We start from the raw sequence: 12,920 nt of genomic DNA, 5'->3' as shown, positions 1-12,920 counted from the left end.
ATATCAGATATGCTTCGCACATCTGATATGAGGAGGTGCGCCCAGGTGCCGGACATCGAGATCGTCGAGGTCTCCCCCCGAGACGGCCTGCAGAACGAGGCGAGGCTGGTCTCGACCGAGGACAAGGCCACCCTCGTACGCCGCTGCCTGGACGCCGGCGTGCGCCGGATCGAGGTGACGGCCTTCGCGCGTCCCGACCTGGTGCCTCAGATGGCCGATGCCGAGGACGTCATCGCGGCCGTCCGGGACGACCCCCGCCTGCGCTCGATCGGGCTGGTGCTGAACCGCCGCGGGCTCGACCGCGCGGTCGCCGCGGGCTGCGACGAGGTGACGGTCGTGGTCGTCGCCTCGGACGGACTGGCGCTGCGCAACCAGGGCGTCGACACCGCCGCGCAGGTCTCGACCTGGCAGCAGGTGGCCGCTGACGCACGAGCCGCGGGCCTGGCCACGACCGTGATGATCGCGGCGGCATTCGGCTGCCCGTTCGACGGCGAGGTCCCCTCGGCACGGGTCCTCGACGTCGCCCGGGCCTGCCTCGAAGCCGGACCGGACGAGGTGGCGATCGCCGACACGATCGGGGTGGGCGTCCCCGCCCAGGTGCGCGAGCTGGTCGGAGGGATCCGCGGACTCGATGCGTCGGTGCCGATCCGGGCGCACTTCCACAACACCCGCAACACCGGCTACGCCAACGCGATCGCCGCGATCGAGGCGGGTGTGAGCGTCCTCGACGCGTCGGCCGGCGGTATCGGAGGCTGCCCGTTCGCCCCCGGCGCGACCGGCAACATCGCCACCGAGGACCTCACCTACCTGCTGGACCGCTCGGGAATCGCCACAGGGGTCGACCGCGAGTCCGTCGCCGCCACCGGCGCCTGGATCAGCGCGCGGCTCGGACTCCAGCAGGCGCCCGCCCTCCTGGGCCGGGCCGGCGGGTTCCCCGCGTAGCCGGCCCTGCCCAGGAGGGTGCGCGAGACGGCTCCAGGGCCGTCCCGCCGCTGAACCTCAGCGGGCGGAGCTGCCCTCGGTGTAGTCGGAGTCGTGCGACTTGACCCACGCCATGAGCTTGCGCAGCTCGCGGCCGGTCTGCTCGATCGGGTGCGACTCGCCCTTCTTGCGGAACTCGGTGAACTCTGGCGAGCCGTTGTCCATGTCGGTGATGAAGCGCTCGGCGAACGCGCCGTTCTTGATGTCGGCGAGCACGTCCTCCATGTTCTTCTTCACGTCGGGCGTGATGACCCGCGGGCCGGAGACGTAGTCGCCGAACTCGGCGGTGTCGGAGACCGACCAGCGCTGCTTGGCGATGCCGCCCTCGTACATCAGGTCGACGATGAGCTTGAGCTCGTGGAGGCACTCGAAGTAGGCGACCTCGGGCTGGTAGCCGGCCTCGGTCAGCACCTCGAAGCCGTACTGCACGAGCTGGGAGGCGCCGCCGCAGAGCACGGCCTGCTCACCGAACAGGTCGGTCTCGGTCTCCTCGGTGAAGGTGGTCCTGATGCCGCCGGCGCGCAGGCCGCCGATCGCCTTGGCGTAGGAGAGCGCGAGGTCCCAGGCCTTGCCGGACTCGTCCTTCTCGACCGCGACGAGGACCGGCACGCCGCGCCCGTCGACGTACTCGCGACGCACCAGGTGGCCGGGGCCCTTGGGGGCGACCATGAAGACGTCGACGCCCTCGGGCGGGGTGATGTAGCCGAAGCGGATGTTGAAGCCGTGGCCGAAGACGAGGGTGTCGCCGGGGGTCAGCGCCGGCTCGATCTCCTCGGCGTAGAGCTTCCGCTGGTGCTGGTCGGGGGCGAGGATCACGATCAGGTCGGACTCCTCGGCCGCCTCGCGCGGGGTGAGCACGCGCAGGCCCTCGGCCTCTGCCTTGTCGCGGCTCTTGGAGCCGGGCTGCAGCCCGATCCGCACGTCGACGCCGGAGTCGCGCAAGGACAGCGCGTGGGCGTGGCCCTGGCTGCCGTAGCCGATCACCGCGACGTTCTTGCCCTGGATCAGGCTCAGGTCGGCGTCGTCGTCGTAGAACATCTCAGCCACTGGGGGCTCTCCTTCGGTCGTTTCTCTGGGGTCAGTTGGCGATTGCTGAAACGGGGGCGGGCACGGCGACGGGGCGGTGGGTGCGTTCGCTGATCGACCGCGAGCCGCGCCCGATCGCGACCATGCCCGACTGCACGAGCTCGCGGATGCCGAAGGGCTCGAGCACGCGCAGCAGGTCGGCGAGCTTGTCGGCGTTGCCGACGGCCTGCACGGTCACCGCGTCGGGTGCGACGTCGACGACCTTGGCCCGGAAGAGCTGGACGGCGTCGAGCACCGCGCCCCGGGTGGTGGCGTCGGCGCGGACCTTGACGAGGAGCAGCTCGCGGTTGACCGATCCGGCGCCGTCGAGCTCGACGATCTTGATGACCTCGACGAGCTTGTTGAGCTGCTTGGTGACCTGCTCGAGCGGGGACTCGTCGACGTTGACCACGATGGTCATCCGCGAGATCTCGGGGTGCTCGGTCGGGCCGACGGCGAGGCTGTCGATGTTGTAGCCGCGACGCGAGAACAGGCTCGCGATGCGGGCCAGGACGCCCGGCTTGTTCTCGACGAGCACCGACAGGGTGTGCTTGTTGCTCATCGACGTCCTCGCTTCGCTCCGGGCGCCGACGAGGCTCCCTGTGCACTGTTCCTGATGGTGGTCTCGCTTCGCTCGTCCACTAGATGTCGTCCTCGTCGAACTGGGGCGCCAGGTCGCGCGCGTACTTGATCTCGTCGTTGCTGGTGCCGGCGGCCACCATCGGCCACACCATCGCGTCACGGTGGACGCGGAAGTCGACCACGACCGGCCGGTCGATCGCCATGGCCTTCTCGATGGTCGCGTCGACATCTTCGGGCGACTCACAGGCCAGCCCCACGCAGCCGTAGGCCTCGGCGAGCTTGACGAAGTCGGGGATCCGCTTGGAGTGCAGGTCGGTGTTGGAGTAGCGCTCGTTGTAGAAGAGCGTCTGCCACTGCCGCACCATGCCGAGCGACTCGTTGTTGATGATCGCGACCTTGATCGGGATGTCGTTGATCGCGCAGGTCGCGAGCTCCTGGTTGGTCATCTGGAAGCAGCCGTCGCCGTCGATCGCCCAGACCGTGCTGTCGGGTCGTCCGACCTTGGCGCCCATGGCTGCCGGCACCGCGAAGCCCATCGTGCCGAGACCGCCGGAGTTGATCCACGTGTTGGGGTTCTCGTAGCCGACGTAGTGCGCCGCCCACATCTGGTGCTGGCCGACACCGGAGGCGTAGATCGCCTCGGGGCCGGCGATCGCGCCGAGCCGCTCGATGACGTACTGCGGGGCGAGCGAGCCGTCGGCCGGGGTGTCGTAGCCGAGCGGGTAGCGCGTCTTCAGTCCGGCGAGGAAGGCCACCCACGCCTCGTAGTCGCCGTCGGCGCCCTCGGTCGTGAGCAGCGCGACCAGCTGGGCGACGACCTCCTTGCAGTCGCCCACGATCGGCACGTCGGCGTGACGGTTCTTGCCGATCTCGGCGGGGTCGATGTCCGCGTGGATGACGAGCGCGTTCGGCGCGAACGAGTCGAGGTTGCCGGTCACGCGGTCGTCGAACCGCGCGCCCAGGCTGATGATCAGGTCACTCTTCTGCAGGCCGGCGACGGCGGCGACGGTGCCGTGCATGCCCGGCATGCCGAGGTGCTGCGGGTGGCTGTCGGGGAACGCCCCGCGCGCCATCAGGGTCGTCACGACCGGGATGCCCGTCAACGCGGCCAGCTGCGCCAGCTCGCGCGACGCGCGGGCGCGGATGACACCGCCGCCGACGTAGAGGACGGGGCGCCGGGCCTCGCGGATCAGCCGGACGGCCTCCTTGATCTGCTTGGAGTGCGGCGTCGTCACCGGTCGGTAGCCGGGCAGGTGCAGCTCGTCGGGCCAGGCGAACGTCGTCTGCGCCTGCAGGGCGGACTTGGCCACGTCGACGAGCACCGGGCCCGGACGACCGGTCGAGGCGATGTGGAAGGCCTCGGCGATCGTGTGCGGGATGTCGGCGGGGTCGGTGACCAGGAAGTTGTGCTTGGTGATCGGCATCGTGATGCCGCGGATGTCGGCCTCCTGGAAGGCGTCGGTGCCGATCATCGCGGCGCCGACCTGCCCGGTCACGGCCACCATCGGCACCGAGTCCATGTGGGCGTCGGCCAGCGGCGTGACGAGGTTGGTCGCGCCGGGACCGGAGGTCGCCATGCAGACACCCACCCGGCCGGTGGCGGCGGCGTAGCCCTGGGCGGCGTGCCCGGCGCCCTGCTCGTGGCGGACCAGGATGTGGCGGATCCGCGTGGAGTCCATCAGGGGGTCGTAGGCCGGGAGGATCGCACCGCCCGGGATGCCGAAGATGTCGGTGACACCGGCCGCCTCGAGGGACGTGACGAGGCTCTGCGCGCCCGTGACCGATCCGCTTCCCTGTGCGCCCTGCTCCGTCATGTCCTTCTCTCCTGCGTGTGCGGTGTCCGGCGATGAGCCCATGAAAAAACCCCTCGGCCCGGTGGGCGACGAGGGGTGACGCGCGTGCGTTGGCCGACTGGCCTCAGCTCACGCGTCGCGTGCGTACAAGAATCTCGGTGCGCATGCGACAACCGTCGTCGCCGGGGTGGTCCGGCGTCAAGCAAGTGTGACAGGCGTCCCAGTATCTGGAACGGGAGTCTCGCCATGTGGCGCGACGCGCTCCGGGCGAGGCCGGCCGGTCACCCGCGGTCGAGCGGCGTGCAGATGCAGGAGCGGTTGCCGTCGGGGTCCTCGACGACCCAGAACGACGGCGCCTCGGCGTCGCTCACCAACCGGCCACCGGCGGCGAGGACGGCCTCCAGGCGCCGCTCGCCCTCGTCGTGGGGCACCCACACGTCGAGGTGCCAGCGCTGCTCGGGGTCCTGCGGGGGAAGGGTGGACTCGCCGCGCTCCCCCTTCTGGAACCACAGCCCCGGCACCTGACCGCTCGGGTCGACGGGCTCGCCGTCGTCGACCTCGCCCCCGAGTAGCGCGGCGTAGAAGGCGCCGAGCCGCTCAGGTGCGGCCGTGTCGAGCCCGGGCTCCAGCGCGGTGAGCCCGGAGGTGTCGGCGCTCGCGCCGAGCTCGGCCGCGAACCCGCTGATCCGCCGGGCCAGGTCGACGTCGCGGCTGGTGATGCCGCCGACGTCGTGGCTGCTGAGCGTGACGATGACCTCGGGGTAGGTCAGCGAGACGTCGGGGTGGTGGTTGGCCTCGTCGGCGGCGGCCCCGATGCGGTCGACGAGGGCGACGCCCGTCGCGAAGTCACCGGTGCGGAAGCGGGCCCGGAGCTGGTTGAGCACCTTGCGCCAGTCGTCGAGGCCAGCCTCGAGGATCTCGTCGTGGCTCAGGCGCGCCTTCGGGTCCGTGGTCGCATCGCTCATGCCACCGACCCTGCCACCGTCCACCGACAGCGACCAGCCCCTTTGTCGCCGACGTCAGGCGAGGGTCTGGGTGATCTCGCGGGTGTCACCGTCGACGACGACCCGGGCGAGCGCCCCGTTGACGAGCGGCAGGTGCGGCGGGACGTGCCCGATCTCGAGGTCCCACACGACCGGGACGTCCAGCCGGCCGAGGGCGTCGAGCACCGCCTCGCGCTGCGTGAGGTCGGCGTGGTCGGGGGCGTTGGTCCGGCCGACCAGCACGGCGGCCGCCCGGTCGAACCACCCCGCCAGCCGCAGGGAGTGCAGGTAGCGGCAGATGTTGACCGCGTGCTCCTCGCAGGCCTCGACGTAGACGATCGTCGGCTCGTCGAGGTCCTCGGCCCACGCGCGCACGTCGCCGTACGGCGTGCCGGCGAGGTTGGCGACCGTCTCGGCGCAGCCGCCCACCAGCCGGCCGGTGACGTCCAGCCGCCCCCCGCCCTCCACCTCCCAACGGCCCTGTCCGACGTGCGACCACTCGGTGGCCTGCGCGTCCTGCTCGAAACGGACCCAGGTGGCGACCAGTCCGGAGTCGCGCTGCACGAACGGGCCCGGGCCGCCGGCCAGGTCGAGCCAGTGCAGCAGGCCGTCGGGCACCACGTACGGCGTGTCCGCGAGGTTGTCGCCGTGGAGCGTGGCCCAGCCGAGGCGGGTCGTGACGGGCAGGAGGAGGGTGGACAGGTCCGAGTAGCCGACGAGCCACGTGGGCTCAGCCTCGGCGAGCACGTCCCAGTCGAGCAGGTCGACCATGTCGATCGCGGTCTCGCCGCCCCATGGAGGCACGACGCAGTGGATGTCGGGGTCGGCGAGCATGCGGGTCAGCTCGGCCGCACGCTGTTCTGCGGGGGCGGAGGTGAGGCCGTCGCCGTAGAGGCACTCCCCCACCACGACGTCGTACCCGCGACCGCGCAGCCAGTCGAGGCAGAAGTCGATCCGGGCCGCCGAGGCACCCGTGACGCCGGCGGACGGTGCAGTCACGGCGATGCGGTCACCGGGGCGGAGCGGGGCCGGGAAGCGGAGTGGTCGGGCCATGCCACGAGTCTGACACTGTGTGTCCATGGGTTTCGGTGACGTCGTGCAGCAGGCCATCCACGCCGGGACCGGGGTCCCGCGGCTGTACGCCGCCGCGACCAGGGCCGGCCTCGGGCCCTCGGGCGCCTTCGAGGTGCTGCGCGTCTCTCAGGCCGCCCTGCAGGCGGCCGCGACGCACGGCCGCGGCGTCCCCGGGCGCACCAACGCGATGCGCCACTTCATGTGGCAGGCGACGCTCACCGCGCGCTTCGGGGTCGACGTCGCCCGCTCGATCGCGGCCGCGCAGGAGGCCGGCACCCCGAGCCGCCGAGACTCCCGCATCGACGCGCACAACAACGCGGCCGGGCAGGCCTACGGGACCGAGCACGCGGAGGACCTCGCCGGGCTCACGCCGTCGGAGGCGATGAGCAGCCTGGTCCCCGTCGCCCTGGGCATGTGGGAGTCGGGCGAGCTCGTCTGGGTCCGCCAGCCCTAGGACCGCGCCTCGGGCGCAAGCAGTCGTCGTACGACGTCGAGGAGCGTGGCCCGCTGCGCGTCGGCCGTGAAGTCCGCGTCCACCGCGAGCCGGCCGAGGAAGCCGTCGAGCACGACCATCAGCCACGCCGTCAGGTCGCGGGCGGAGCGGTCGCCGCGCACCTGCCCGGCCTCCTGCGCCCGGGCGACCCAGGGCTCGAGCCCCTCCTGGAGCACCTGGCTGTCGAGCGCGAACGCGGCCTCGACCTCCGGCTCCCCCATCACCGCGCCGACCGCCCGGACGAACCCGGCCAGCCGGGGCTCCGACATCTCCTCCGCGGTGTGGTCGACGTAGGCCTCGACGACCGCGAGCGGGTCGGCGTCGTCCGCGCGGGCGGCGAACCACGCCCGGGTCTCCTCGGTGCCGTGGGCCAGGATCGCCAGCAGCAGCGACTGCTTGGTCGGGAAGTAGTGGAAGAAGGTGCCGGACCCGATGCCGGCCTCCCGGCAGATCGCCGCGGTCGAGGTCCCGACGTAACCGGTGGCAGCGAAGCAGGTGAGGGCGGCGTCGATGATCACCAGCCGGCGCGCGAGGTGGCGCTCGGGGTCAACGGTGCGGGCCACCCGTCACATCCTTTCTTGGAGTGGATGCTCTAGTATTGCACGCATGGGGGACACCGAGCGCTGGCACCTCGTCCGCGACGGCGACGAGCATGCCGTCGTGGTCGAGCGCGGCGCGCTCGTCCGGGAGGCCGTCTGGAGCCGTGACGGCGTCGAGGTGGGCCGGAAGAAGACCTCCGACGAGACCTTCGTCGTCGCGCCGAAGGGTGCGGACGGGGCCGTCCGCCTGAAGTTCGGGGTGACCGGGCCGGCACGGCGCGTCACGCTGCACGACTCCGAGACCGAGGCGCACGCCGGCCTCGGAGGCACCGACCTCGAGCCCGAGGCCGGGTCGAAGGCAGCCGCGCGCGCCGAGTGGATCGGCGCGCACCCCCACCTCCACACCGCGCGGCAGACGGCGATCGCGGCTGCTGGCGTCGGCGTACCCGTCCTGGTGGTCTGGCTGCTGACGCTCGTCCCGTGGCCGAGCATCCCGTGGCCCGACGTCGACCTGCCGTCGATCCCCTGGCCCGACCTGCCCTCCATCCCGTGGCCCGACATCCGCCTCCCGGCGATCCCCTGGCCCGACATCGACCTGCCGGACCTGCCGCCGTGGGTCGACACCGTGCGGAAGTTCGCCATCCCGGTCCTGATCGCGTTCTTCATCGCGCGGGGCGAGGTCAAGCGCCGGCGCAAGGCCGAGGAGAAGCGGGAACTCGACCTTGAGTCTCCTGGAGACTCACGGGCAAGCGGGTCTACCGACTCCAGGTCGTGAGGCCCTCGCGGTCGTGCTCGCCGTCGGGCCAGACGGCACGGATCACGCCGGCAGCGGCGAGCGCCTTGCGGCAGCCCGGGCAGGGCGGGTCCGTGATGTAGGCGGTCGCACCCTTGGTGTCGCGGGTCGCGAACAGCAGGGCGTTGACCTCGGCGTGGATGGCGATGCAGAAGCCCGCCGTGCCCGGCCGGTCGTAGTCCCCGAGCCCCGGCACGACGTCGTACCCGAGCTGCCCCCGCGGGCACGCACCGGCCAGGCAGTCGTCCTCGCCGGGCGCGGCGCCGTTGTAGCCGGTGGCGATGATGCGGTGGTCGATCGTGAGGACCGCGCCCACCCGTCGGCGTGTGCACTTGGCCCGGGCGGCGACGGCGTCGGCGATGCCGAGGAAGTAGTCGTCCCACCCGGGTACGGCGTGTCCGGTGCTCCCGGCGCTGGCGGTGCTCACGGGAGCACAGACTGCCCGATCTCGCCCGGGTTGTAGGCCACTTCCCAGCGGAAGCCGTCGGGATCGGCGAAGTAGCCCGAGTAGCCACCCCAGTCGCGCTCGCTCGCCTCGCCGACCTGCGACGCCCCGGCGGCCCGGGCCTGCTCGAGGACGGTGTCGACGCCCTGCGTGGTGGCGAGGTTGTGGGACAGCGTGACCGGGGGTACGCCGCCGCGCGCCGGCGCCTGGCCGACCTCGGCGACGAAGCCGCTCTCGGTCCACAGGCTCAGCACGACCTTGTCGGCGACCTTGAACATCAGCACCTCCCCCGGCACGTGGATCTCGGGCTCCCAGCCCAGGCCGTCGACGTAGAAGCGCCGGGTGACCTCGAGGTCGGTCACGACGAGGGTGATGAAGCTGACGCGCTGGTCCATCTCAGGCCTCCTGCTGGTCGGGTCGCGGGGCCCGGGCGGCCAGGCGGGTGCGCTGGCGGCCGGTGTCGTCGAAGTTGTCGTCGTCGAGCCACGCGTCGAGCGCCGTGCGCACGCGCGGCCACTCGCCGTCCGTGATCGAGAACCAGTCGGTGTCGCGGTTGCGGCCCTTGTAGACGAGGGCGTTGCGGAACCGGCCCTCCCAGATGAATCCGAGCCTGAGCGCTGCGCGACGCGACGGCGCGTTGAGGCTGTCGCACTTCCACTCGTAACGACGGAATCCCAGGTCGTCGAAGACGTGACGCATCAGCAGAGCCTGCAGCTCGGTCGCCGCGCGGCTGCGCTGGAGCTGGCGGCCCAGGGCGATCGCTCCAACCTCGATCGAGCCCATCTGCGGGTCGATGCGCATCAGTCCGCAGAAACCGGCCGCCCGGTCGGTCTCGGTCGGGACGATCGCGACGAACACCCGCTCGTCGTCGGTCGCGAGCTGCTCGACGAGTGCGACCATCTGCTCGCGGTCGCGAGGGCGCTCCCAGGCCAGGTACGTCCAGAGCGCGTCGTCGTCCACGCGGCACAACGCCGCGAACAGGTCGTCGGCGTGCTGGGCGCCGATCGGCTCGAGGCGGACACCACGCCCCTCGAGGACGACGTCCTTCGCCGGCGCGGTCGCACCCGTCCACTCGACCGGACGGCCCAGCGGCTGCCCGTGGTCGTTGGTCGTCCGGGTCCGCGTCGCCGACAGCCGCACCCCCACCGGCCCGGTCATCGCAGGGCCTCGGCAACCGCGGCGATGCCGCGCTCGACCTCGTCGAACGACGTCGACAGCGGGGAGAGCCCCAGCCGCAGGCCGCCCGGGTCGCGGTAGTCCGGGATCACGTCCCGCTCCCACAGGAGCGCGGTGACCTCGCGCATCCGGTCGTGCTGGAGGGTCACGTGGCCGCCCCGCAGGGCCGGGTCGCGCGGGGAGGCGAGGGTGACGTCGGGCAGCGTCGCGTCGGCGAGCTCGACGGCGTACGACGTCAGCGCGACCGACTTGGCGCGGATCGCCTCGATGCCCGCCTCCTCGACCAGCGCGAGCATGTCCTGCATGGCGACCATGCCGAGGATCGGCGGGGTCCCGGAGATGAACCTCCGCATGCCCGGCGCGGGCGTGTAGCCGGGCCCCATCAGGAACGGGTCGGCGTGGCCCATCCAGCCCTGGATCGGCTGCGTGAGCTCGTCCTGCAGGCGCGCGTTGACGTAGCCGAAGGCCGGGGACCCGGGACCTCCGTTGAGGTACTTGTAGGTGCAGCCGACGGCGAGGTCGGCGTCCCACGCGTCGAGGGCGACGGGCACCGATCCCGCGGAGTGGCACAGGTCCCAGAGGACGAGTGCGCCGGCGTCGTGGCTGATCCGGGTGAGCTCAGGGGCGTCGGCGAGCCAGGCCGAGCGATAGGCGACGTGGTTGAGCACGACGAGGGCGGTGCGCTCGCCGACCGCCTCGCGGAGCTGGTCGGCGGTGACGCCCTCGGAGGTGTCGACCTCGATCCACCGCAGCGTCAGCCCGCGCTCGGCGGCGATGCCCTCGGCGACGTAGCGGTCGGTGGGGAAGTTGTCGGTGTCGATGACGATCTCGGTGCGGCCGGGGTCCGTGCGCACCGCGTGGTCGACGGCCGCGCGCATCAGCTTGTAGAGCCACACCGTGGTCGAGTCGCCGACAGCCGTCTGGCCCGCGGCGGCGCCGAGGCAGACGCGCGCCAGGTCGTCGCCGAGCGTGGTCGGCAGGTCCATCCACTGCTCGTCCCACCCACGGATGAGGCGGCCGCCCCAGTCCTGCTCGACGAACGCGCCGAGCCGGCCCGCCGTCGCGGCGACGGGGCGGCCGAGGGAGTTGCCGTCGAAGTAGACGAGGTCGCTCGCGGCCCCGACGAAGCGGTCGCGGAAACGGGCGAGGGGGTCGTCAGCGTCGAGCGCGGCTGCGCCCAGTTGGATCAGGTTGGTCACCACGGCAACCTATCCGCCGCCCGGACCCTCCGGTGGGCCCGGCCGTACGTCAGTAGCAGACCGCTCCGTGCGCGGCGCTCTGGACGACCTTGCGGTACTTGCCGAGCACGCCACGGGTGTACTTCGGCGGCAGCGGCTCCCAGCCCTCGGCTCGGGCGGCCAGCTCGGCCTCGTCGACGTGCACGTCGAGGGTCATGCTGGCCACGTCGAGGGTGATCTGGTCGCCGTCGCGCAGGAATGCAATGGGGCCGCCGTCGCTCGCCTCGGGGGCGATGTGACCCACGCAGAGGCCGGTGGTGCCGCCGGAGAAGCGGCCGTCGGTGATCAGCAGGACGTCCTTGCCGAGGCCGGCGCCCTTGATCGCCCCGGTGATGGCGAGCATCTCGCGCATCCCCGGGCCGCCCTTCGGGCCCTCGTAGCGGATGACGACGACGTCGCCGGCGGTGATGGCGCCCTCGGCCAGGGCGTCGAGAGCCTTGCGCTCGCCGTCGAAGACCCGGGCGGTGCCGGTGAAGGTGGAGTCGTCGAAGCCGGCGCTCTTCACCACGGCCCCCTCCGGCGCGAGCGTGCCCTTGAGGATGGTCAGTCCGCCGGTGGCGTGGATCGGCCGGTCGAGCTGGCGCAGGATCTCGCCGTCGAGCGGCTTGGGGTCGAGCTCGGCGAGGTTCTCGGCCATCGTCTTGCCGGTGCAGGTCAGCACGTCGCCGTGCAGGTGGCCGGCGTCCAGCAGGGCACGGAGCAGCACCGGGATGCCGCCGACGCGGTCGAAGTCGGTCCACACGAAGCGACCGAACGGCTTCATGTCGGCCAGGTGCGGGACGTTCCGACCGATGCGCGTGAAGTCGTCGAGCGTGAGGTCGACCTCGGCCTCTCGGGCGATGGCCAGCAGGTGGAGGACGGCGTTGGTCGAGCCGCCGAGCGCCATCGCCATCGCGATCGCGTTCTCGAAGGCGGGGCGGGTCATGATCTGGCGGGCGGTGATGCCCTGGCGCAGCATGTTGACGACGGCCTCGCCCGACTTGTGCGCGAAGCCGTCGCGGCGGCGGTCGACCGCCGGCGGGCTCGAGCTGCCGGGCAGCGACATGCCGAGCGCCTCGGCAACGCTGGCCATCGTGTTGGCGGTGTACGCCCCGCCGCAGGCGCCCTCACCCGGACAGATCGCACGCTCGATCTCGTCGACCTTCTCGCGGGTGATCTTGCCGGCCAGGCAGGCACCGACGGCCTCGAAGGCGTCGATGATCGTGACGTCCTTGCCGTCGACCTGCCCGGGCATGATCGTGCCGGCGTAGAGGAAGACGCTGGCCAGGTCGAGCCGTGCGGCAGCCATGAGCATCCCCGGCAGCGACTTGTCGCACCCGGCGAGGAGCACCGAACCGTCGAGACGCTCGGCCATCATCACGGTCTCGACCGAGTCGGCGATGACCTCGCGGCTGACGAGCGAGAAGTGCATGCCCTCGTGGCCCATCGAGATGCCGTCGGAGACCGAGATCGTCCCGAACTCCAGCGGGAAGCCGCCGCCCGCGTGCACGCCGTTCTTGACGGCCTTGGCGAGCCGGTCGAGGGACAGGTTGCAGGGGGTGATCTCGTTCCAGCTCGACGCGACGCCGATCTGGGGCTTCTCCCAGTCGTCGTCGCCCATGCCGACAGCACGCAGCATGCCCCGCGCTGCAGCCGCCTCGAGCCCGTCCGTGACGTCGCGGCTACGGGGCTTGATGTCGGGTCCGTCGGCTGCATGGGTCATGCCTGCAGGCTAGTCGGCACGCCCGTCGTCGCTTCGCCGTGTCTCATCCCGGTCGC

The 12,920-nt window shown here is 71.8% G+C and carries 14 protein-coding genes; 3 read left to right on the top strand and 11 right to left on the bottom strand.

Features of this window, described 5'->3' with window-relative positions:
* The first annotated feature begins 45 nt into the window (after positions 1-45).
* Positions 46-942, top strand: a complete 897-nt coding sequence (locus JOD65_RS09930) for a hydroxymethylglutaryl-CoA lyase (RefSeq protein WP_204811073.1) — start codon at positions 46-48, stop codon at positions 940-942.
* Positions 943-999: 57 nt separating this feature from the next.
* Here the strand turns inward: JOD65_RS09930 and ilvC are convergent, their stop codons facing one another.
* The 5 genes from ilvC to JOD65_RS09905 form a co-directional block, all read right to left on the bottom strand.
* Positions 1,000-2,028 carry a ketol-acid reductoisomerase gene (gene ilvC / locus JOD65_RS09925; protein WP_307821065.1) on the bottom strand — a complete coding sequence of 343 codons (1,029 nt, stop codon included), beginning with the start codon at positions 2,026-2,028 and terminating at the stop codon, positions 1,000-1,002.
* 31 nt (positions 2,029-2,059) lie between these two features.
* On the bottom strand, positions 2,060-2,608 hold the full coding sequence (gene ilvN / locus JOD65_RS09920) for an acetolactate synthase small subunit (RefSeq protein WP_191196562.1): 549 nt from the start codon (positions 2,606-2,608) through the stop codon (positions 2,060-2,062).
* Between the two features lie 79 nt (positions 2,609-2,687).
* Positions 2,688-4,442 (bottom strand): acetolactate synthase large subunit, encoded by a 1,755-nt coding sequence (locus JOD65_RS09915; RefSeq protein ID WP_191196561.1) that lies wholly within the window; start codon positions 4,440-4,442, stop codon positions 2,688-2,690.
* Positions 4,443-4,702: 260 nt separating this feature from the next.
* Positions 4,703-5,386: a 4a-hydroxytetrahydrobiopterin dehydratase gene (locus JOD65_RS09910; RefSeq protein ID WP_191196560.1), complete on the bottom strand. Its 684-nt coding sequence runs from the start codon at positions 5,384-5,386 to the stop codon at positions 4,703-4,705.
* A 54-nt stretch (positions 5,387-5,440) separates the two neighbouring features.
* A complete protein-coding gene (locus JOD65_RS09905) occupies positions 5,441-6,457 on the bottom strand; it encodes a S66 family peptidase (protein ID WP_191196559.1) in 1,017 nt (338 codons plus the stop codon).
* Between the two features lie 25 nt (positions 6,458-6,482).
* Between JOD65_RS09905 and JOD65_RS09900 the strand changes: the two genes are divergently transcribed.
* Positions 6,483-6,932 (top strand): DUF6973 domain-containing protein, encoded by a 450-nt coding sequence (locus JOD65_RS09900; RefSeq protein ID WP_191196558.1) that lies wholly within the window; start codon positions 6,483-6,485, stop codon positions 6,930-6,932.
* Here the strand turns inward: JOD65_RS09900 and JOD65_RS09895 are convergent.
* On the bottom strand, positions 6,929-7,534 hold the full coding sequence (locus JOD65_RS09895) for a TetR/AcrR family transcriptional regulator (RefSeq protein ID WP_204811071.1): 606 nt from the start codon (positions 7,532-7,534) through the stop codon (positions 6,929-6,931). The genes JOD65_RS09900 and JOD65_RS09895 overlap by 4 nt on opposite strands.
* Positions 7,535-7,577: 43 nt before the next feature.
* On the opposite strand from JOD65_RS09895, the gene JOD65_RS09890 reads away from it, so the two are divergent.
* Positions 7,578-8,285: a hypothetical protein gene (locus tag JOD65_RS09890; protein WP_191196557.1), complete on the top strand. Its 708-nt coding sequence runs from the start codon at positions 7,578-7,580 to the stop codon at positions 8,283-8,285.
* On the opposite strand, the gene JOD65_RS09885 is transcribed toward JOD65_RS09890, so the two are convergent.
* From JOD65_RS09885 to ilvD, 5 genes are read right to left on the bottom strand one after another with little or no spacing between them, the layout of a single operon-like run.
* Positions 8,266-8,730: a deoxycytidylate deaminase gene (locus JOD65_RS09885; protein ID WP_191196556.1), complete on the bottom strand. Its 465-nt coding sequence runs from the start codon at positions 8,728-8,730 to the stop codon at positions 8,266-8,268. The two genes, JOD65_RS09890 and JOD65_RS09885, sit on opposite strands and share 20 nt — an antisense overlap.
* Positions 8,727-9,143, bottom strand: a complete 417-nt coding sequence (locus JOD65_RS09880) for a VOC family protein (RefSeq protein WP_191196555.1) — start codon at positions 9,141-9,143, stop codon at positions 8,727-8,729. The genes JOD65_RS09885 and JOD65_RS09880 overlap by 4 nt, the downstream gene beginning before the upstream one ends.
* A gap of 1 nt (position 9,144) precedes the next feature.
* The gene (locus tag JOD65_RS09875; RefSeq protein WP_191196554.1) at positions 9,145-9,906 is read right to left on the bottom strand and encodes a GNAT family N-acetyltransferase; all 762 of its coding nucleotides are present in this window, start codon (positions 9,904-9,906) and stop codon (positions 9,145-9,147) included.
* Positions 9,903-11,123 (bottom strand): kynureninase, encoded by a 1,221-nt coding sequence (locus tag JOD65_RS09870; RefSeq protein WP_191196553.1) that lies wholly within the window; start codon positions 11,121-11,123, stop codon positions 9,903-9,905. The genes JOD65_RS09875 and JOD65_RS09870 overlap by 4 nt, the downstream gene beginning before the upstream one ends.
* A 49-nt stretch (positions 11,124-11,172) precedes the next feature.
* Positions 11,173-12,864, bottom strand: a complete 1,692-nt coding sequence (gene ilvD / locus JOD65_RS09865) for a dihydroxy-acid dehydratase (protein ID WP_191196552.1) — start codon at positions 12,862-12,864, stop codon at positions 11,173-11,175.
* Positions 12,865-12,920 lie beyond the last annotated feature (56 nt).

The organism is Nocardioides cavernae (genome assembly GCF_016907475.1).
Lineage (GTDB): Bacteria > Actinomycetota > Actinomycetes > Propionibacteriales > Nocardioidaceae > Nocardioides > Nocardioides cavernae.
The sequence above is the reverse complement of the archived record's forward strand: the minus strand, read 5'-3'. Positions and strand labels throughout refer to the sequence as shown.

Bases quoted from the DNA above. Each gene is read 5' to 3' on its own strand.
- ilvN (WP_191196562.1), bottom strand. From the start codon at position 2,608: ATGAGCAACAAGCACACCCTGTCGGTGCTCGTCGAGAACAAGCCGGGC.
- JOD65_RS09915 (WP_191196561.1), bottom strand. From the start codon at position 4,442: ATGACGGAGCAGGGCGCACAGGGAAGCGGATCGGTCACGGGCGCGCAG.
- JOD65_RS09910 (WP_191196560.1), bottom strand. From the start codon at position 5,386: ATGAGCGATGCGACCACGGACCCGAAGGCGCGCCTGAGCCACGACGAG.
- JOD65_RS09905 (WP_191196559.1), bottom strand. From the start codon at position 6,457: ATGGCCCGACCACTCCGCTTCCCGGCCCCGCTCCGCCCCGGTGACCGC.
- JOD65_RS09900 (WP_191196558.1), top strand. From the start codon at position 6,483: ATGGGTTTCGGTGACGTCGTGCAGCAGGCCATCCACGCCGGGACCGGG.
- JOD65_RS09890 (WP_191196557.1), top strand. From the start codon at position 7,578: ATGGGGGACACCGAGCGCTGGCACCTCGTCCGCGACGGCGACGAGCAT.
- JOD65_RS09880 (WP_191196555.1), bottom strand. From the start codon at position 9,143: ATGGACCAGCGCGTCAGCTTCATCACCCTCGTCGTGACCGACCTCGAG.
- JOD65_RS09875 (WP_191196554.1), bottom strand. From the start codon at position 9,906: ATGACCGGGCCGGTGGGGGTGCGGCTGTCGGCGACGCGGACCCGGACG.
- ilvD (WP_191196552.1), bottom strand. From the start codon at position 12,864: ATGACCCATGCAGCCGACGGACCCGACATCAAGCCCCGTAGCCGCGAC.